This window comes from Pantoea hericii (assembly GCF_014155795.1).
GTDB classification, from domain to species: domain Bacteria; phylum Pseudomonadota; class Gammaproteobacteria; order Enterobacterales; family Enterobacteriaceae; genus Pantoea; species Pantoea eucalypti.
In genome coordinates this window covers 135770-155696 of the sequence record NZ_SCKV01000005.1, presented here as the reverse complement: position 1 = coordinate 155696, position 19927 = coordinate 135770, and the positions used below count along the sequence as shown (strand labels likewise).

Annotated in this window: 18 protein-coding genes and 1 other RNA gene; 13 read left to right on the top strand and 6 right to left on the bottom strand. The window is 55.5% G+C overall.

All coding sequences use genetic code 11. The annotated features are described in order from the left end of the window. Window positions 1–47: 47 nt before the first annotated feature. From mscS to H7K52_RS12580, 3 genes are all read left to right on the top strand, one after another. Window positions 48–929: a small-conductance mechanosensitive channel MscS gene (gene mscS, locus H7K52_RS12590; RefSeq protein WP_003852840.1), complete on the top strand. Its 882-nt coding sequence runs from the start codon at window positions 48–50 to the stop codon at window positions 927–929. 125 nt (window positions 930–1054) lie between these two features. Continuing rightward, window positions 1055–1678, top strand: coding sequence for an arginine exporter ArgO (argO, locus tag H7K52_RS12585; protein ID WP_003852843.1), 624 nt, complete (start codon window positions 1055–1057; stop codon window positions 1676–1678). A gap of 144 nt (window positions 1679–1822) precedes the next feature. Continuing rightward, window positions 1823–2548, top strand: coding sequence for an oxidative stress defense protein (locus H7K52_RS12580; protein WP_003852844.1), 726 nt, complete (start codon window positions 1823–1825; stop codon window positions 2546–2548). Window positions 2549–2578: 30 nt separating this feature from the next. On the opposite strand, the gene H7K52_RS12575 is transcribed toward H7K52_RS12580, so the two are convergent. Further along, window positions 2579–3484, bottom strand: a complete 906-nt coding sequence (locus H7K52_RS12575) for a LysR family transcriptional regulator ArgP (RefSeq protein ID WP_008925678.1) — start codon at window positions 3482–3484, stop codon at window positions 2579–2581. A gap of 181 nt (window positions 3485–3665) precedes the next feature. On the opposite strand from H7K52_RS12575, the gene rpiA reads away from it, so the two are divergent. Continuing rightward, window positions 3666–4325 (top strand): ribose-5-phosphate isomerase RpiA, encoded by a 660-nt coding sequence (rpiA, locus tag H7K52_RS12570; protein WP_003852846.1) that lies wholly within the window; start codon window positions 3666–3668, stop codon window positions 4323–4325. Window positions 4326–4604: 279 nt separating this feature from the next. Then, complete coding sequence (serA, locus tag H7K52_RS12565; protein WP_003852850.1) at window positions 4605–5843, top strand: phosphoglycerate dehydrogenase; 1239 nt, start codon at window positions 4605–4607, stop codon at window positions 5841–5843. 256 nt (window positions 5844–6099) lie between these two features. Here serA and H7K52_RS12560 read toward each other — a convergent pair whose 3' ends face one another. The 3 genes from H7K52_RS12560 to zapA form a co-directional block, all read right to left on the bottom strand. After that, the gene (locus H7K52_RS12560) at window positions 6100–6693 is read right to left on the bottom strand and encodes a 5-formyltetrahydrofolate cyclo-ligase (protein WP_110411030.1); all 594 of its coding nucleotides are present in this window, start codon (window positions 6691–6693) and stop codon (window positions 6100–6102) included. 92 nt (window positions 6694–6785) lie between these two features. Further along, window positions 6786–6968: non-coding RNA, 6S RNA (ssrS, locus tag H7K52_RS12555), on the bottom strand. A gap of 39 nt (window positions 6969–7007) precedes the next feature. Continuing rightward, the gene (gene zapA, locus H7K52_RS12550) at window positions 7008–7337 is read right to left on the bottom strand and encodes a cell division protein ZapA (protein ID WP_008925677.1); all 330 of its coding nucleotides are present in this window, start codon (window positions 7335–7337) and stop codon (window positions 7008–7010) included. 170 nt (window positions 7338–7507) lie between these two features. Between zapA and H7K52_RS12545 the strand changes: the two genes are divergently transcribed. The 8 genes from H7K52_RS12545 to H7K52_RS12510 all read left to right on the top strand — a co-directional run bounded on the left by H7K52_RS12545 (window position 7508) and on the right by H7K52_RS12510 (window position 17550). Next, the gene (locus H7K52_RS12545; protein WP_003852855.1) at window positions 7508–8086 is read left to right on the top strand and encodes a YecA/YgfB family protein; all 579 of its coding nucleotides are present in this window, start codon (window positions 7508–7510) and stop codon (window positions 8084–8086) included. A 46-nt stretch (window positions 8087–8132) separates the two neighbouring features. Then, a complete protein-coding gene (gene pepP, locus H7K52_RS12540; protein WP_008925676.1) occupies window positions 8133–9455 on the top strand; it encodes a Xaa-Pro aminopeptidase in 1323 nt (440 codons plus the stop codon). Then, window positions 9452–10630, top strand: a complete 1179-nt coding sequence (gene ubiH / locus H7K52_RS12535) for a 2-octaprenyl-6-methoxyphenyl hydroxylase (protein WP_182630104.1) — start codon at window positions 9452–9454, stop codon at window positions 10628–10630. Before pepP ends, ubiH begins: the two co-directional genes overlap by 4 nt. Before the next feature lie 13 nt (window positions 10631–10643). Beyond that, window positions 10644–11846: an FAD-dependent 2-octaprenylphenol hydroxylase gene (gene ubiI / locus H7K52_RS12530; protein WP_182630103.1), complete on the top strand. Its 1203-nt coding sequence runs from the start codon at window positions 10644–10646 to the stop codon at window positions 11844–11846. 432 nt (window positions 11847–12278) lie between these two features. Continuing rightward, window positions 12279–13376, top strand: a complete 1098-nt coding sequence (gene gcvT / locus H7K52_RS12525) for a glycine cleavage system aminomethyltransferase GcvT (RefSeq protein WP_154926793.1) — start codon at window positions 12279–12281, stop codon at window positions 13374–13376. A gap of 23 nt (window positions 13377–13399) precedes the next feature. After that, window positions 13400–13786: a glycine cleavage system protein GcvH gene (gene gcvH / locus H7K52_RS12520; RefSeq protein WP_003852867.1), complete on the top strand. Its 387-nt coding sequence runs from the start codon at window positions 13400–13402 to the stop codon at window positions 13784–13786. 80 nt (window positions 13787–13866) lie between these two features. Beyond that, on the top strand, window positions 13867–16740 hold the full coding sequence (gene gcvP, locus H7K52_RS12515; RefSeq protein WP_182630102.1) for an aminomethyl-transferring glycine dehydrogenase: 2874 nt from the start codon (window positions 13867–13869) through the stop codon (window positions 16738–16740). Window positions 16741–16806: 66 nt separating this feature from the next. Continuing rightward, window positions 16807–17550 carry an SDR family oxidoreductase gene (locus H7K52_RS12510; protein ID WP_182630101.1) on the top strand — a complete coding sequence of 248 codons (744 nt, stop codon included), beginning with the start codon at window positions 16807–16809 and terminating at the stop codon, window positions 17548–17550. A 30-nt stretch (window positions 17551–17580) separates the two neighbouring features. On the opposite strand, the gene H7K52_RS12505 is transcribed toward H7K52_RS12510, so the two are convergent. Together H7K52_RS12505 and H7K52_RS12500 are read right to left on the bottom strand one after the other, a co-directional pair. Beyond that, window positions 17581–19020, bottom strand: a complete 1440-nt coding sequence (locus H7K52_RS12505) for a 6-phospho-beta-glucosidase (protein ID WP_003852873.1) — start codon at window positions 19018–19020, stop codon at window positions 17581–17583. Between the two features lie 115 nt (window positions 19021–19135). Continuing rightward, window positions 19136–19855, bottom strand: coding sequence for a MurR/RpiR family transcriptional regulator (locus tag H7K52_RS12500; protein WP_003852874.1), 720 nt, complete (start codon window positions 19853–19855; stop codon window positions 19136–19138). Window positions 19856–19927 lie beyond the last annotated feature (72 nt).

Genomic DNA, 19927 nt, shown 5'->3' with positions numbered 1-19927 from the left:
ACAATCTGTTGTTACTTCCCTTGGGAATTTAATTACAGGATGGTTCCATGCAGGATACGGGTATGTTTGATGAGCTTAACAACGCAGGTAACTGGATAGTACGCAATCAGGAGCTGCTGATAAGCTATGCGGTGAACATTGTCGCAGCTATTGCGATTATCTTTGTGGGTATGATTGTTGCACGCATCATCTCCAACACCGTTAATCGTCTGCTGTGCGCACGTCATATTGATACGACCGTTGCTGACTTTTTGTCGGCGCTGGTGCGCTACGGCATTATCGCCTTCACACTTATCGCGGCGCTGGGTCGCATTGGCGTACAGACCACCTCGGTTATTGCCATCCTCGGTGCGGCCGGTCTGGCTGTGGGTCTGGCCTTAAAAGATTCACTGTCAAACCTGGCTGCCGGCGTACTGCTGGTGATCTTCCGCCACTTCCGCACCGGTGAGTTTGTGGATCTGGGTGGCATCATGGGCACAGTCATGAACGTGCAGATCTTCTCTACGACGCTCAAGTCAGCGGATGGCAAGCGCGTGGTGGTGCCGAACGGTAAAATCCTTGCCGGAAACATCGTTAACTTTTCGCGCGAGCCGGTACGACGCAATGAATTTATTATCGGCGTCTCCTACGATGCCGATGTGGATCAGGTTCTGACGCTGCTGCGGGAAGTCGTTGAAGCAGATGAACGTGTACTAAAAGATATGGGTATCCAGATTGGGCTTAATGAGTTAGCCGCATCCTCAATGAATTTTGTCGTGCGCTGCTGGAGCAACAGTGGAGACCTGCAAAACGTCTACTGGGATCTGATGAAGAACTTCAAGCGTACGCTGGATGGCAAAGGAATTGGTATTCCTTATCCGCAGATGGATGTGCATCTGCACCGCGTCAGACCGTCAGATACACCTGCACCAGAGACACAGCCGCAGTAATTTGTTCAATGGGCGGCGTCTGTCGCCCATTAATTTTGCTAATCGTGGATTAATTCTTTCAATTTCCGCTAATCATCTCCTCTCTTTATACTTCCCCACATCTGACCATGTGAGGACGTAATTCTGTGATATCTCTCTACTTTCAGGGGCTTGCCCTGGGCGCTGCGCTGATCCTGCCATTGGGGCCACAAAACGCATTTGTGATGAATCAGGGCGTGAAACGTCAGTATCATCTGATGACGGCGGCACTCTGCTCACTGAGCGATATTCTGCTGATATGCGGCGGCATCTTTGGCGGCAGCGCCCTGCTAAGCCAGTCTCCGCTGCTGCTGATGGTCATCACCTGGGCAGGCGTAGCCTTTCTGCTCTGGTATGGCTGGGGTGCGCTGCGAAGCGCTTTTCGTGGCAACGCCGATCTGGCGGATGGCGAGCCACTGAAGCAGAGCAGGGGACGCATTATCGCAACCTTGCTGGCGGTAACCTGGCTCAATCCTCACGTCTATCTCGACACTTTTGTGGTGCTGGGCAGTCTTGGCGGCCAGTTGCCCAGCACCACGGCGCGTCAGTGGTTCGCGCTGGGCACCGTCAGCGCGTCGATCCTGTGGTTTTTCGGCCTGGCGCTGCTGGCCGCGTGGCTGTCACCGCGCCTGCGCACCGCGAAAGCACAGCGTGTGATTAACCTGCTGGTCGGCGCGGTAATGTGGTTTATCGCCCTGCAACTGGCGCGTCAGGGTATTGCCGGTTTTTGATCTTAGCCTCGATCCCGGGCGGTAATTGCCGCGCTGCGGACGAATTTTTGGCATAATGACCACTCAAAGCATGGCGCATACCGATGCGCTGTTGGGCTTCGCCGGTTGGAAGCCGTCATAGTGACCTTTTCAAGGAGGACTTTCATGAAACTGAAAGCATTGGCTCTGGCCGCAATCATGAGCGCCGGGGCATTGCCTGGCGTACACGCTGATGAGTTACCGAACGGACCGCACGTGGTGACCTCAGGCAAGGCAACGGTCGATGCTCGTCCCGATATCGCGACCCTCTCTATCGTTGTGAACGTGTCATCGAAAGATGCCGCAGATGCGAAAAAACAGGCAGATAGCCGGGTTGCGCAATATTTCGATTTTCTGCAGAAGAATGGCATCGAGAAAAAAGATATCGATGCGGCTAACCTGAGCACGCAGCCAGAGTACGACTACACCAAAGAGGGTAAATCCGTACTGAAAGGCTATCGTGCTGTGCGTCAGGTACAGGTCACCCTGCGTCAGCTGGACAAGCTGAATGATCTGCTGGACGGAGCACTGAAATCCGGTCTGAATGAGGTGCGTAGCGTCGAGTTAGGCGTGGCAAACCCGGAAAGCTATAAAGAGCAGGCGCGTAAAGCGGCGATTAAAAACGCCACTCAGCAGGCATCGCAACTGGCTGAAGGCTTTAACGCGAAGCTGGGATCGATCTACAGCATCCGTTATCAGGTCGCCAACTATCAGCCAATGCCGATGAACCGCATGTACAAAGCGGCGGCAGCGGCAGATACCTCGGCGCAGGAGACTTATGACCAGCAGAGCATCAACTTTGACGATCAGGTTGATGTAGTGTTTGAGATTAAGCCCAACGCGGCACAATAAAAAAACGGGGCTTTTGCCCCGTTTTTGTTTTCAGGCCGCGACATCATTCTGACGCAGCACCCGATGTCCATGTGCAATCAGCGCATCGGTCACCCGACGCATTAACCGGCTTTCAGGCGCAAACCGATGCCAGTAGAGCATCCGGCGCTGATACAATCCCGGCGTCAAATCGATTAACTCACCGCTCGCCAGCTCACGTTCAATCTGAAGATGTGGGATCATACAGCAGGTCGATCCCTGTCGGGCCATCTGCACAAAGGCTTCAGACGAGTTCACAATGTGGCAGGGCACACTGCCAGGTGAAAGGTCAAAGTTCTGCTGCAGGAAAGCCTGGTGCATATCATCAAGATGATCAAAAGCCACGGCAGGCGCTTTCAGCAGGGCAGAGCGGGTAACGCCGTTTGGAAAGAAGCGTTCAGCAAAGTCGCGTGACGCCACAAACAAGTAGTCGAGCGCACCCAGCTGATCCACCAGGCAACTCGGCAGCGGCTGCGGCTGAATACTCACCGCACCCACCACTTCACCCCGACGCAGACGCTCCTGAGTGCGTGTTTCATCTTCAACCTGCAGATTCAGGCGAACGGGGGAGTCAGCCAGCACATCTTTTAGCGCAGGCAGCAACCAGGTCGCCAGACTGTCGGCGTTGACCGCCAGCGACAGCAGCAGCGGCGTGGTGCCACTGTTCTCATCGCCCAGCCACTCCTCTTCCAGCAATTCCACCTGATGCAGTAACGCCAGTAGTTTTTGGCCCTGTTCGGTCGGGCGCGGCGGCACAGTGCGCACCAGCAGCGGCTGACCAAACAGGTTCTCCAGCTGCTTGATTCGCTGTGAAACTGCAGACTGAGTGATACACAATTTTTGTGCGGCACGCTCAAATCCGCGTTCGCGGATCACTGAATCCAGCGCCTGAAGCGTTCGATAATCCGGGCGTTTCATTAATATTAATTCTCCTTCAGGATGGACGTCACTATGCCACAAAACTGTTATCTGTGATGGTTCTCTTGTTTTTGTGGACTGGCTTGCAAAGCGATAAATCCACGTCGGTCAGCCGAGCATTTTCAGCAAGCCTTGTTTTATACTACGCGCACTTCGTTGTCGCACAGGTTTTAAACATACCATGACCCAGGATGAACTGAAAAAAGCCGTTGGCTGGGCTGCACTTGATTACGTGCAGCCGGGCACCATTGTCGGCGTAGGCACCGGCTCCACCGCTGCCCACTTTATCGATGCGCTTGCCACGGTCAGGCATCAGATCGACGGTGCCGTCTCCAGCTCAGATGCCTCCACCCAGAAGCTGAAAAGCCTGGGCATTCAGGTTTTTGACCTGAATGAGATTGATGTGCTGTCGGTTTACGTCGATGGCGCGGATGAGATCAACCCGCAGATGCAGATGATTAAAGGCGGCGGCGCGGCGCTGACGCGTGAAAAGATTGTGGCTGCAGTGGCTGAAACCTTTATCTGTATCGCTGACGCCTCGAAAGAGGTGGATGTACTGGGCCGCTTCCCGCTGCCGGTTGAAGTGATTCCGATGGCACGCAGTTATGTGGCGCGTCAGCTGGTGAAAATGGGCGGCTTACCGGAGTATCGTCAGAACGTGGTAACGGATAACGGTAACATTATTCTCGACGTGCATAATCTGCGTATCCTGGATCCGATTGAGCTGGAAAAAACCATCAATGCGTTGCCTGGCGTCGTCACTGTCGGCCTTTTTGCCGCGCGCGGTGCCGATATTGCACTGATTGGCGGACCTGATGGGGTCAAAACTATCAAAAAATGATCTGTCTGGCGCCGTAAAGGCGTCAGTTATTTCTGCCTGAAAATCATCTTTTCTCACACTGGTGAAATTTGGTGACTTATGTCACATAAGCGTCATCGGCAGCGGGTTCGTTCTCTCTTCTTTGCCTCTCTCATGATTTTGTCCGGCAATGTACTGCTGGCAGCCGCTGCCGTGCTGGCTGCCGGGCAATCGTTTGTATTGCCGGACGCGATTTTTTTGATATTTTGACAGAAGGCTGGCTTATGGTAGTCCTCATTGAATGCTGAATAGGATTGGGAAATGGCAAAGGTATCACTGGAAAAAGATAAGATTAAGTTCCTGCTGGTGGAAGGTGTCCATCAGAGCGCGCTGGATAACCTGCGGGCTGCAGGCTATACCAACATCGAATTCCACAAGGGCGCGCTGGACTCCGACGCGTTAAAAGCATCGATTCGCGATGCACACTTCATTGGTATCCGTTCCCGCTCCCAGCTCACTGAAGAGATTTTTGCGGCGGCTGAAAAGCTCGTCGCCGTTGGCTGTTTCTGTATCGGCACCAACCAGGTTGATCTGCAGGCTGCTGCCAGCCGGGGTATTCCGGTGTTCAACGCGCCGTTCTCCAATACCCGCTCGGTTGCGGAGCTGGTGATTGGTGAGATGCTGCTGATGCTGCGTGGCATCCCGGAAGCGAACGCGAAAGCGCACCGTGGCATCTGGAACAAGATTGCCAAAGGCTCATTTGAAGCACGTGGCAAAAAGCTGGGTATCATCGGTTACGGTCATATCGGGATGCAGCTGGGCGTGCTGGCAGAAAGCCTGGGCATGCATGTTTTCTTCTACGACATTGAAAACAAGTTGCCGCTGGGGAATGCTACCCAGGTACGCCATCTGGCCGATCTGCTCAACATGAGCGACGTTGTCAGCCTGCACGTGCCGGAAACTGCCTCAACACAGGATATGATCGGTGCAGAACAGCTGGCGCAGATGAAGCCCGGTGCGCTGCTGATTAACGCCTCACGCGGTACCGTAGTCGATATCCCGGCGCTGTGTGATGCGCTGGCCAGTAAACATGTTGGTGGCGCGGCCATCGACGTCTTCCCGACAGAACCCGCCACCAACAGCGAGCCGTTTATCTCTCCACTGAGCGAATTCGACAACGTGATCCTGACGCCGCACATTGGCGGTTCGACGGAAGAAGCGCAGGAGAACATCGGGATTGAAGTGGCGGGCAAGCTGGCGAAATATTCCGATAACGGCTCGACGCTGTCAGCTGTTAACTTCCCGGAAGTCTCACTGCCGATTCACGGTATCAGCGCCAGTCGTCTGCTGCACATCCATGAGAACCGTCCAGGCGTGCTGACAGCCATCAACCAGATCTTCGCAGAGCAGGGCATCAACATCGCCGCCCAGTATCTGCAAACCTCGCCGTTTATGGGCTATGTGGTTATCGACATTGATGCCGAGCCAGAAGTGGCCGAGAACGCGCTGCAGCTGATGAAGGCGATTCCGGGTACTATCCGCGCCCGTCTGCTTTACTAAGCGATGCAGACACGAAGTGGCGCTAAATAGCGCCACTTCGTGCTATCAGGTACGATCTGCTGTGAGGCTGAGCCTGCTCAGGAAAAACGGTCAGATCGGAAAGTCGCAAACACGTCATTCCTGACTGCCTGGCCCGCGCGGGGGCCGCTTTCCTCTTCTTACCGTGTCCCCTTCGCGTGGTGCTATTTCATTGTTGCAAAATTCGCCCTGATTCGGGGTGCTGATCCGTCTGAAAAAGCCCATAACAGCGGCTCTTCTACTCCCACTGCCAGAGCTTTGACGGCGTCATTACCGCCGGCAAAGGTACATCCCATTCTGCCACCGGCAGGCTATCGACCTGCTGACAATCGTGGGCCAGACCAACCGGCAAAAAGCCGTGCTGTCGCCAGTTCTGCAGGGTGCGATCGTAGAAGCCGCCGCCCATGCCCAGACGCTGCCCATGCTGATCAAACGCCACCAGCGGCACCATCATCAGATCCAGCTGATCAAGCGTGATCAACTGCCGGATATCCAGCGGCGGTTCAGGAATACGTAGTTTATTGATATGCAATGGGGTATCGGGCGTGTAGCGCAGAAACAGTAAATGACCGGGCGAGAAGGGATGCAAAACGGGCAGATAGACCGCTTTCTTCAGATGCCAGAGCCTGGCAATCAGCGGACGGGTATTCAGCTCACCATCAACTGACAGGAACAGGGCAATGTTGCGCGCGTGAGTAATCGGCGCATAGTTAAGGGCAAGTTCAGCGAGCTGTTCGGCCGCCTGGGCCTGCTGATCTTCAGTCATTGCACGACGCAAATAGCGTACCTGCTGACGGATAACCTGACGCTGTATCATTGAAGGTGATGACATGGAAGATTCAGACATGATTTCCCCGCCGGATAAGTCGCTGAACAGCGACTATAACATGTCGGTATGGGGATGAAAGCAGGACTGCAGGAAGAGAGATCTCCGAGATGCCGCCGTAGGCTGTAACCCTTGAACCCTTGGTTCAAGGTGAACATGCCGTCATAACCATCAGGCTTCTCGGACGAACCGAGCATGCACACAGGTTACGAGCGTCACATTCTGTTTTTTCGAAATATCGGCTCAGGGGACTGGCCCACATGCAAACATCTCAGAGAAAATTTACCTCACCGTTACTTTAGTATAGCAACCATGAAGTTTTATTCGAATTTCGCACCCTCACGCTCAGAGATGCGACCTTGCTCAACTAATGCCTGTTCAATCGTCTGCTGCAACATACGGATACGCTGTTCCATATTAGCAGCATAATCGCGCGTTTTCACTTTCTCTTGCGCCAGCTCGTGGCAGACGTTTAACGCGGCGATGAACACCAGTTGTTCTGTATTGGTGACTCTAGTGCGAACTTTTAGATCTTGCAACCGTTGATTGAGATCTTCAGCCGCGCTATTGAGCGCATCTTGCTGCTCTGGCGGACAATTCACTCTCAACGAACGACCAAAAATTTGTAAATCTACCGGTTGTGCAGACATGCCACCTTCCTGACTGATTACTTCGCTCGCAACTCCCTTAGCTGTCAATGGCTTGGGAGGCGGGCAACTATATAGACCCACGAAATAAGATACAACCCCTTTTCTGGAAACCTTGAGGCAGCTAGTGGTAGCATAACACGAACTTATTCTGCCAACGACGATGAAAACTTATGTCCTTACAGAACGCAACCCCCGATTACAACGCGCTCGCGGCAGTGCTCTCACAGCAGGGTGTTGGTATGACGCCTGCAGAAATGCATGGCCTGCTAAGCGGCATCCTCTGCGGCGGTAACCAGGACACCAGCTGGAAGACGCTGGTACACGATCTGGCTAACGAAGGCATGGCGTTTTCACACACGCTTGCGGTCCCGCTGGCGGCGCTGCACGAGCACACGGCCACTACGCTGGAAGATGAGGGTTTCCTGTTTCAGCTCATGCTGCCTGCGGACGACGACATCACCGTATTTGACCGTGCCGATGCGCTGGCAGGCTGGGTTAACCATTTTCTGCTCGGTCTAGGCGTAACACAGCCTAAACTGGATAAAGTCACCGGAGAAACCGGCGAAGCAATCGATGATTTGCGTACGATTGCCCAACTCGGTTACGAAGAGGATGAAGACCAGGAAGAACTGGAGCAGTCGCTGGAAGAGGTGATTGAATATGTGCGTGTCGCTGCACTGCTGTGCCACGATACCTTCACTCGTCCGCAGCCAACCGCGCCAGAAGTGCAAAAACCGACGCTACACTAATTTCAGGTCAACGCGTTTAACCGGTCAGTTTACAGGGAGTGCAGAGATGATTTCACTGGAACGATACCTGCAGCGTCGTCAGGCGCTGCTGGCGAAGATGGTGCCTGGCAGCGCAGCGCTGATTTTTGCTGCGCCTGAAGTGACGCGCAGTAACGACACCGAATATCCCTTCCGCCAGAGCAGCGACTTCAGTTATTTCACCGGCTTTAATGAGCCGCAGGCACTGCTGGTGCTGATCAAAAGCGATGAAAATCACAACCACAGCGTGCTGTTTAACCGCGTGCGTGACCCCGCAGCGGAAGTCTGGTCTGGTCGTCGATTGGGTCAGGAGGCCGCGCCCGATAAACTCGGCGTGGATCGCGCCTTACCCTGGACCGATATTGGTGAACAGCTGCACCTGCTGCTGAATGGCCTGGATGTGATTTACCATGCGCAGGGCGAATATGCTCACGCAGACACTCTGGTGTTCAGCGCACTGGATAAACTGCGTCGCGGTTTCCGCCAGAATCTTAGCGCGCCCGCCACCGTCACTGACTGGCGTCCATGGGTGCATGAGATGCGCCTTTTTAAAGATGCGGATGAAATTGAGTTGTTACGCCGCGCCGGGAAAATCAGTGCACTGGCGCATACTCGCGCGATGCAAACCTGTCAGCCGGGCATGTTTGAGTATCAGCTGGAAGGGGAGATCCATCACGAATTTACCCGTCACGGCGCGCGTTATCCCTCCTATAACACCATTGTGGGGGCCGGCGAGAACGGCTGCATTCTGCACTACACCGAAAACGAAAGTGAGATGCGCGACGGCGATCTGGTGCTGATCGATGCTGGCTGTGAATTCCACGGCTATGCCGGTGATATCACCCGTACCTTCCCGGTTAACGGCCGATTCAGCCCGGCGCAGCGCGCCATTTATGACATCGTTCTGGCTTCGCTGAAGCGATCGCTTGAGATGTTCCGGCCTGGTGTCAGCATTCGCGAAGTGAATGACGAAGTGGTGCGCATTATGATGACCGGTCTGGTGGAGCTGGGTATCCTGGAGGGTGACATCGATACCCTGATCGCCGAAGACGCACATCGCCAGTTCTATATGCATGGCCTGGGCCACTGGCTGGGGCTGGACGTTCACGACGTAGGTCACTACGGCACCCCGAGTCGCGATCGGATTCTGGAGCCGGGCATGGTGTTAACCGTTGAGCCGGGTCTCTATATCGGGCCGGATGCGGATGTACCCGCGCAATATCGCGGCATTGGCATCCGAATCGAAGATGACATTGTGATTACGGAAGAGGGCATTGAGAATCTCACCGACAGCGTCGTGAAAGAAGCCGATGAGATTGAAGCACTGATGGCGGCGGCAAAACAGGCATGACAATTCTGATTGCCGGAGGCGGCATGACCGGGGCGACGCTGGCGCTGGCGATCTCCCATCTCACCCAGGGCACACTGCCGGTGACGCTGATTGAAAGCAGCGAGCCAGGCAGCCGGGCGCATCCCGGTTTTGACGGCCGCGCGATTGCCCTCGCGGCCGGAACCTGCCAGCAACTGGCGGATATCAACCTGTGGCAGCGCATTGCCAGTTGTGCCACGCCGATTACCCATATCCATGTCTCCGATCGCGGTCACGCGGGCTTTGTGTCACTGGCGGCGGCTGATTATGACATTCCGGCGCTGGGGCAGGTTGTCGAGCTGTTTGATGTCGGTCAGCGGCTGTTTGCGGAACTGAAAAAAGCGCCAGGCGTGACGCTGCGCTGTCCTGCACGCGTTACCCAGGCTCACCGAAGCGACCAGCAGGTTGAGGTGACACTGGACAGTGGCGAACAACTCAGCGGCAAGCTGCTGGTGGCCGCGGATGGCACGCGCTCTGCCCTGGCCGCCTCGTGCGGTATTCAGTGGCAAAGAGACGACTATCAGCAGCTCGCGGTAATTGCCAATGTCTCCACTGCGCTGCCCCATCAGGGCCGCGCTTTCGAGCGTTTCACCGAGCATGGCCCGCTGGCGCTACTGCCGATGTCTGGCAACCGTCTCTCGCTGGTCTGGTGTCATCCGCTTTCGCAGCGCGAACGCATTGAGCAGTGGAGCGAGGCTGAATTCCTGAGTCAGCTGCAGCGTGCCTTTGGCTGGCGGCTGGGCAAATTTACTCACACGGGTCAGCGAGAATACTACCCGCTGGCGCTGCACCGGGCGATGTCGCCGGTGACGCACCGTGTGGCGGTGGTGGGCAATGCAGCACAGACGCTGCATCCCATTGCCGGGCAGGGTTTCAATCTTGGCCTGCGCGATGTGATGTCGCTGGCTGAAACGCTGGCAGCCGCCCATCGTCAACAGCAGGATCCCGGCAGCTATACCGTGCTGCATCATTATCAGCAGCGTCGTCAGCCCGATCGCGCCGCCACTATCGGCATCACCGACGGACTGGTGCGCGTTTTTGCAAACCAGTATGGTCCACTGGTGGCAGGACGTAACCTGGGCCTGCTGGCAATGGATCATCTGCCGTGGCTACGAAATCAACTGGCTGAGCGTACGCTTGGCTGGGTTAAGCGTTAATAAAGAGGCTCAGATGCAAACTTTTGATGTGGTGATCGCCGGTGGCGGTATGGTGGGGCTGGCGGTGGCCTGCGGCTTGCAGGGCAGCGGACTGCGCATCGCCGTGCTGGAAAAATCGCCGGAGCCACCGCTGGCGCTGAGTGCGTCACTGTCGATTCGCGTGTCGGCGATAAACGCCGCCAGCGAACGGCTGCTGCAGAAGCTGGATGTCTGGTCGACCATTCTTTCGCTGCGCTGCCGCGCATATCACGGCATGGAAGTGTGGGATAAGGACAGCTTCGGCTCCATCGCTTTTGATGATGAGCAGCAGGGCTTGTCACATCTGGGCCATATCGTCGAAAACCCGGTGATTCACACTGCGCTCTGGCAACGTGCCAGCGCCTGCAGCGACGTGACGATAATGGCACCTTCGCAGTTACAGCAGGTGGCATTTGGTGACAACGAAGCCTTTGTTACGCTGCAGGATGGCAGTATGTTAAGCGCGCGATTACTGATTGCCGCTGACGGTGCTAACTCCTGGCTGCGCAACAAAGCCGATATTCCGCTGACTTTCTGGGATTACGATCACCGTGCGTTAGTGGCTAACGTCCGCACTGAGAAGCCGCACGACGCTGTGGCCCGCCAGGTGTTCCACGGCGACGGTATTCTGGCTTTCCTGCCGATGCAGGATCCGCATCTGAGCTCCATCGTCTGGTCGCTCTCGCCACAGGAAGCGAGCCGTCTGGAAACCATGCCGGAAGCGCTGTTCAATCAGCAGCTCTCAGTGGCGTTTGATATGCGCCTCGGCCTGTGTCAGCTGGAAAGCGAGCGCAAATCGTTCCCGCTGGTAGCGCGCTATGCCCGCAACTTTGCGGCACACCGTCTGGCGCTGGTGGGCGATGCGGCTCACACCATTCATCCGCTGGCGGGGCAGGGCGTAAACCTTGGCTTTATGGATGCCGCCGAGTTGATTGGCGAGATTCGCCGTCTGCATCAGCAGGGCAAAGATATTGGTCAGCACCTCTATCTGCGTCGCTACGAGCGCAGCCGTAAACACAGCGCCGCAATGATGCTGGCAGGCATGCAGGGCTTCCGGGAGATGTTCGCCGGCAATAATCCGGCGAAAAAACTGCTGCGTGACGTCGGTCTGAAGCTGGCTGATCGCCTGCCAGGGGTAAAACCTATGATGCTGAAGCAGGCGATGGGCCTGAATGATTTACCCGCCTGGCTACGCTAAATTCTCGCCTTTTGATAAGCCAGCGTCTGCTGGCTTTTTTTATGTCTGAATCCCTCTGCACCACCAAAAGGCAATGCTGCACCAGTCCGGGTCTTCGTTTGATTTATTCTAATTTTGCTAGCAATTTCGCATTACTTTTTCTCATTCATCTCTTCGCGGGCAGCGGGATTTTTTTAACATCCTGAACGCCTTGCCGCATAAATTTGCTGTGTATATTTAAAGTCCCTGCATTTATTGCGCGATTAATCACAAAATTGCAGTTTTTTATCCTGTCACAGGCTGTTTCTGGTTAGGCTGTGCATCTGCGTTCGACCCCGGTTTGCTTATGGTTAATCGTCAGATTCGGTGGTAACGTCAGTCGTAAGAGAACGTTTGCGTCGGCACTCAATTCCGGCGCAATTTTGCCCTCACTCGCTTCTGCACAGGATGGTTATGACTCAGCAAACACCTCTGTTTGAACAGCATCAGGCCTGCGGTGCCCGCATGGTGGATTTTCATGGCTGGATGATGCCATTGCACTATGGCTCCCAGATGGATGAACATCATGTGGTGCGCACTGACGCCGGGATGTTTGATGTCTCTCACATGACCATCGTCGACCTGACAGGACCGCGTACCCGCGAATTCCTGCGCTATCTGCTGGCGAATGATGTGGCAAAACTGACGCAGCCAGGCAAAGCGCTTTACACCGGGATGCTGAATGCGTCGGGTGGCGTCATTGACGATTTGATTGTTTACTTTATGAGCGAATCGTTCTTCCGGCTGGTGGTGAACTCCGCAACCCGTGAAAACGATCTCGCCTGGATCACACAACATGCGCAGGGTTATGGCATTACGCTGATGGAACGCGATGACCTGGCGCTGATTGCTGTGCAGGGTCCGCAGGCGCAGCAGAAAGCGCAGACGCTGTTCAGCGAGGAGCAGCGTCAGGCTGTGGCTGGCATGAAGCCGTTTTTTGGTGTGCAGTCAGGTGACCTGTTTATCGCGACCACCGGTTACACCGGCGAAGCAGGATATGAAATTGCGATGCCCGCCGGTGAGGCAGCCGATTTCTGGCAGCGCCTGCTGGCAGCTGGCGTAAAACCTGCCGGACTGGGCGCACGCGACACACTGCGCCTGGAAGCCGGAATGAATCTTTATGGTCAGGAGATGGACGAAGGCGTTTCACCGCTGGCCGCCAACATGGGCTGGACGGTGTGCTGGGAACCTTCTGACCGCGATTTCATAGGCCGGGAAGCGCTGGAACTGCAGCGTGAACGCGGCACAGAAAAGCTGGTGGGGCTGATCCTCACAGAAAAAGGGGTGCTGCGTAACGGCCAGCCGGTGCGTTTCACCGATGACCAGGGGCAGCCACAGGAGGGGATCATCACCAGTGGTTCTTTCTCACCGACGCTGGGTTGCAGCATCGCCCTGGCGCGCGTACCGGCCTCGGTCGGCAGCACCGCCATCGTTGAGATCCGTAACCGCCAGATGCCCGTCCAGGTTACCCGTCCCGTTTTTGTCCGCGCCGGTAAACCGGTCGCTCAGTAAATTTTATTCAGGAGAAATGGCCAATGAGCAATGTGCCGAATACGTTGAAGTACCGCGACAGCCATGAATGGGTGCGCAAAGAAGCCGATGGCAGCTACACCGTGGGTATTACTGAACATGCGCAGGAGTTACTGGGCGACATGGTATTTGTCGATCTGCCTGAAGTGGGCGCGACGTTTGCCGCCGGTGAAGAGTGCGCGGTGGCAGAGTCCGTTAAAGCGGCGTCAGATATCTATGCGCCAATTAGCGGTGAGATTGTGGCGGTCAACGATGCCCTGACTGACTCACCGGAGCAGGTCAACAGCGAGCCTTATGACGGCGGCTGGTTATTTAAAATCAAAGCCAGTGACGCGTCTGAAATCGACACGCTGCTGGATGCGGATGCTTATAAAGCCTCCATCGACGAGTAATCGTCAGGCGGCCTCAGACAGAGGCCGCAGATTTCTGTTTGCTCTCCGGTTCCCCCAGCCCGATTCAGGATTTACTGCTAATGACTCAGACTCTCAGCCAGCTTGAACACAACGGTGCATTCATTGAGCGCCATATCGGTCCTTCACCTGAGCAGCAGGCGCAGATGCTTGACGCGATTGGTGCCCGTTCGCTGGGCGCGTTAATCAGCACGATTGTGCCGGCAGACATTCAGCTGCCGGGTCCACCCGCCGTTGGCGAAGCCGCGACTGAACAGCAGGCGCTGGCCGAACTGAAAGCCATTGCCAGTCAGAATCTGCGTTACAAATCCTGGATTGGTATGGGATACAGCGCGGTCATCACTCCGCCGGTTATCCTGCGTAATATGCTGGAAAATCCGGGCTGGTACACTGCCTATACCCCGTATCAGCCTGAAGTCTCGCAGGGCCGCCTGGAAGCACTGCTGAACTTCCAGCAGCTGACGCTGGATCTTACCGGCATGGATATTGCGTCCGCCTCTTTGCTGGATGAAGCCACGGCTGCAGCCGAAGCGATGGCGATGGCAAAACGCGTCAACAAGCTCAAAAACGCCAATAAATTCTTCATTGCCGACGATATTCATCCGCAGACGCTGGATGTGGTCCGGACTCGTGCAGAGACGTTCGGTTTTGAACTGATCATCGACAGCGCCGACAAGGCAGCGGATCACGACGACCTGTTTGGTGTGCTGCTGCAACAGGTGGGAACGACGGGCAACGCGCACGATTACAGCGCGCTGATTGCCGGGCTGAAAGCACGCAAAGTCGTGGTAAGCGTGGCGGCAGACTTTATGTCGCTGGTGTTACTGGAAGCGCCAGGCAGGCAGGGCGCAGATATTGTCTTTGGTTCCGCTCAGCGCTTCGGCGTGCCGATGGGTTACGGCGGTCCGCACGCTGCCTTCTTCGCCAGCCGCGACGAGCATAAACGCTCTATGCCAGGCCGCATCATCGGTGTGTCACGTGATGCCGCAGGCAACACAGCACTGCGCATGGCGATGCAGACCCGTGAACAACATATCCGTCGTGAAAAGGCTAATTCCAACATCTGTACGTCGCAGGTGCTGCTGGCAAACATTGCGGGTCTCTATGCGGTTTTCCACGGCCCGGCTGGTCTGAAACGTATTGCCTCACGCATTCACCGCTTCACCAGCATCCTGGCAGCCGGACTGCAGCAGGGCGGCCTGAAACTGCGCCATCAGCACTGGTTCGATACGCTGACGGTGGAAGTGGCGGATAAAGCCGCTGTGCTGAACCGCGCTCTGAGCTTTGGCGTTAACCTGCGCAGCGACATCCATAATGCCGTTGGCATCACGCTGGATGAAACCACCTGCCGCGAAGATATTCTGGCGCTGTTTGCTATTCTGCTGGGTGATGAACATGGCCAGGATCTGGAAAAACTCGACAGCGAAGTCGCCAGTGAAAGCCACGCGATTCCTGCGGGCCTGCAGCGTCACAGCGAGATCCTGACCCATCCGGTGTTCAACCGTCATCACAGCGAAACCGAGATGATGCGCTATATGCACAGCCTGGAGAAAAAGGATCTGGCGCTGAATCAGGCGATGATCCCGCTCGGATCCTGCACCATGAAGCTCAACGCTGCCGCTGAGATGATCCCGATCACCTGGCCGGAGTTTGCTGAGCTGCATCCATTCTGCCCGGCTGAACAGGCTACCGGCTATCTGCAGATGATCGGCCAGTTGTCGCAGTGGCTGGTGCAGCTCACCGGCTATGATGCACTCTGCATGCAGCCTAACTCTGGCGCGCAGGGGGAATATGCCGGGCTGCTGGCGATCCGCCGCTATCACGAAAGTCGCGGCGAGGGCGATCGTCATCTCTGTCTGATCCCGAGTTCGGCACACGGTACGAACCCGGCCTCAGCCCAGATGGCGGGTATGGATGTGGTCGTGGTCGCGTGCGACAAACAGGGCAACATCGACCTTGGCGACCTGCATGAAAAGGCGGCGCAGGCGGGCGACAAACTTTCCTGCATCATGGTGACTTATCCCTCCACACACGGTGTCTATGAAGAGACCATCCGTGAAGTGTGCCAGATCGTGCATCAGTATGGCGGCCAGGTGTATCTGGATGGCGCGAACATGAATGCGCAGGTCGGCATCACCACGCCAGGCTACATCGGCGCAGATGTCTCGCACCTCAATCTGCACAAAACCTTCTGCATTCCGCACGGCGGTGGTGGTCCGGGTATGGGACCGATTGGCGTGAAAGCGCACCTGGCTCCGTTTGTTCCGGGACACAGCGTAGTGCAGATCGACGGTGTGCTGACGCAGCAGGGCGCGGTCTCCGCAGCGCCGTTTGGTAGCGCCTCTATTCTGCCGATCAGCTGGATGTATATTCGCATGATGGGCGCCGAAGGGCTGAAACAGGCCAGTTCGGTCGCGATTCTGAATGCTAACTATATTGCCAGCCGCCTGCAGTCTGCTTATCCGGTGCTCTATACCGGCCGCGATGGCCGTGTGGCGCACGAATGTATTCTCGACATCCGTCCGCTGAAAGAGCAGACCGGCATCAGTGAGCTGGATATTGCTAAGCGCCTGATCGATTATGGATTCCACGCGCCGACCATGTCCTTCCCGGTGGCGGGCACGCTGATGGTGGAGCCGACCGAGTCAGAGAGTAAAATCGAACTGGATCGCTTTATTGACGCAATGCTGGCGATCCGTATGGAAATTGACCGGGTGGCGGCAGGGGAATGGCCGCTGGACGATAACCCACTGGTTAATGCGCCGCATACCCAGCTGGAAATCGTCAGTGAGTGGTCACATCCTTACAGCCGTGAACTGGCGGTCTTCCCGGCAGGCAGCCATAACAAATACTGGCCGACCGTAAAACGTCTGGATGATGTGTTTGGCGACCGCAATCTGTTCTGCTCCTGCGTGCCGATGAGCGATTATCAGTAATCTCCCTACGGGCAAGCGTTAATCATCAGGGGCCGATTCGTCGGCCCTTTGTTATGGAGAATCAGCATGAAACTGGCACTGGTTACGGGTGGCAGCCGCGGTATCGGGCGGGCCACGTCACTATTACTGGCAGCCCGGGGTTATCGGGTTGCAGTGAACTATCGTCAGCGCGAGGCCGAAGCGCAACAGCTGGTGGCACAGATCCAGCAGCAGGGCGGTGAAGCCTTTGCGGTTCAGGCGGATATCAGTGATGAAGCGCAGGTGATGGCGATGTTTGCGCAGCTCGACAAGCACTCTATGCCGCTGGCGTTGCTGGTGAACAACGCCGGGATTCTGTTTCAGCAATGCCGCACCGAACAGCTTGAGGCGGCGCGACTGCAAAAGGTCTTTGCGACCAACGTCATCGGATCCTTTCTCTGCTGTCGTGAGGCGGTTAAGCGGATGGGCACGCATCACGGCGGTCAGGGCGGCGCGATTGTAAACGTCTCGTCGGCCGCATCGCGTACCGGTGCGCCTGGCGAATATGTAGATTACGCCGCCTCAAAAGGGGCGATCGATACGCTGACCAAAGGATTGTCGCTGGAAGTGGCGCAGCAGGGGATTCGGGTCAATGGCGTACGTCCGGGATTTATCTATACAGAGATGCATGCCGATGGTGGAGAGCCGGGCAGGGTAGACAGACTTGCCAGCGCGATTCCGATGGGGCGCGGCGGTGAGGCAGAAGAGGTAGCGGAAGCGATTGTCTGGCTGGCCAGCGATGCGGCCTCATACGTCACCGGCAGCATCATTGACGCTGCCGGTGGTCGTTAACTCACTTCGTAGCTTATGCGGCTTCAGGAATCAGAGGTTTTCGCCGTTGCTGGCGATAACCTGCTGATACCAGCTGAAGCTTTTCTTCTTCGCACGAGAAAAGTCGCCGCTGCCATCATCGTTTTTATTCACATGAATAAAGCCGTAGCGCTTATCGTACTGGCCGGTGGTAAAAGAGACACAATCCAGGCAACCCCATGGTGTGTAGCCCATTAAATCCACACCATCATACGCTACGGCTTTCTTCATCTCTTCGATGTGCGCACGCAGGTAGTCGATGCGGTAATCATCTTCAATCAGGCCGTCAGCGCCGGGCTTATCGATCGCACCAAAGCCGTTTTCGACAATAAACAGCGGCTTCTGGTAACGCTCATACATCTCGTTCATGGCATAACGCAGGCCGACCGGATCGATCTGCCAGCCCCAGTCTGACGCTTTCACATGCGGGTTTTTCACCACACCTTCAAAGCCGGTGATGGGATCGTCAACGCCGCTGGCATCGCTCTTCACGGCGTTGCTCATGTAGTAGCTGAAACCGACATAGTCTGCACAGCCCTGGCGCAGCGTCTCAGCATCGTCCGCTTCCATCTGAATGTCATAACCTTTACGTGCCCACTCCCTGAGCGTGTAGGCCGGATAGTAGCCACGCATCTGCACGTCACTGAACACATAGCGCTGATGCATCGACTCCTGCGCCAGCACCACATCGTCCGGGTGGCAGGAGAACGGGTAGACAGGGACCATGGCGATCATGCAGCCAATCTGGAAGTCAGGATTGATGTCGTGACCGAGCTTCACCACTTTAGCGCTGGCAACAAACTGGTGGTGCATGACCTGATACATTGCCTGTTCAGGTTTCTCATGCTCGGTAAAGATCACACCTGAACAGCAGTAACCAAACAGCGGATACTGCCAGTTGCGCTGGTTGTTGATCTCGTTAAAGGTCATCCAGTATTTCACTTTGTTCTTATAGCGGTTCAGCACCACTTCGCTGAAGCGCACAAAGAAGTCGACCACTTTGCGGTTGTGCCAGCCGCCATACTCTTTGACCAGGTGATAAGGCATTTCGAAGTGCGAAAGCGTGATGACCGGTTCAATGCCATACTTCAGCAGTTCATCAAACAGATCGTCATAGAATTGCAGGCCCGCTTCATTAGGCTGCTGCTCATCTCCATTGGGGAAGATGCGGGTCCAGGCAATGGAGGTGCGGAAGCATTTAAAGCCCATCTCGGCAAACAGCGCGATATCCTGTTTATAATGAGAATAAAACTCCACGCCTTTGTGGTTCGGGTAGAAATGACCAGGCTGTACGCCGTCGGTGATCACGCGGTCAACGCCGTGTGAACCGCCGGTCAGCACGTCAGCAATGCTGACGCCTTTGCCGCCCTGATCCCAGCCACCTTCAACCTGATGCGCCGCGACCGCACCGCCCCAAAGAAAGCCTTTTGGTAACTGCAATTCTGCACTCATGCTTTACTCCATTACGGATATTGAAATTGAGCTGAGTGTAGCAAGGCAATATTGAAAGTCACGATATAACAGCGCGCCTGGAATTACGTTTGTTACATCCAAAAAACACGCTGTTTTATTTCCCCAGCTGGCGGCCTATTGCTTCAATAATATAGGTCACCGGCACCTGAGTGGTAATGTCAGAATTGTCGGCCATGCGAATAATCGGCACGTGATAGCAGAGGTTAAAATCACCAATCTTCGCCAGAGAGCAGCTTTCTGTATTCGTTATCGCAATGATTTTGCACTTCTTCAGGCTGAACTGACTGGCAATGCGCAGGATCTCTTCCGTTTCGCCGGAAACCGATAAAATAATGGCGACGGCATTTTCATACAGGTCAGTGCTGACCGGATAGTAGGGGTCGTCAATGGCGTGACTGAATTTACCGAGGTTAGAGAAAAACCGCGCGCCATATTTTGCCAGACTGCCGGAGGTGCCGACGCCAATAAAGAAAACCCGATCCGCCTGATTAATTTTCTGCGCAGCCTGCGTGATGAGCTGTTCAAACTCCGGGTTATTAATACTCTTGAAAAAACTCAGCATTTCACTGACGCCCGCCGTGTTGAGCAGCGGTGCACGCTGTTGTTCGCTTAAGCGCAGGCGGATGCGGAACTCTGACCAGCCTTCACAATCCATCTTGCGGCAGAAGCGCAGCACGGTGGTGGTGGAGACGGCAGCCTGCTCAGCCAGCTCGCGAATCGTCATATAGCTGACGCCCTCGCGGTGCTTAATGATGAATTGATAGACCTGCATTTCCAGATCGTTAAGGCGGGCGAGATCGCGATGCGAAAACATGAATGACTCATTAAACAGTTGACCGATGGTCAGTTTACCAGATTCAGTACGTGGTTTAAGGGATAGTGAATT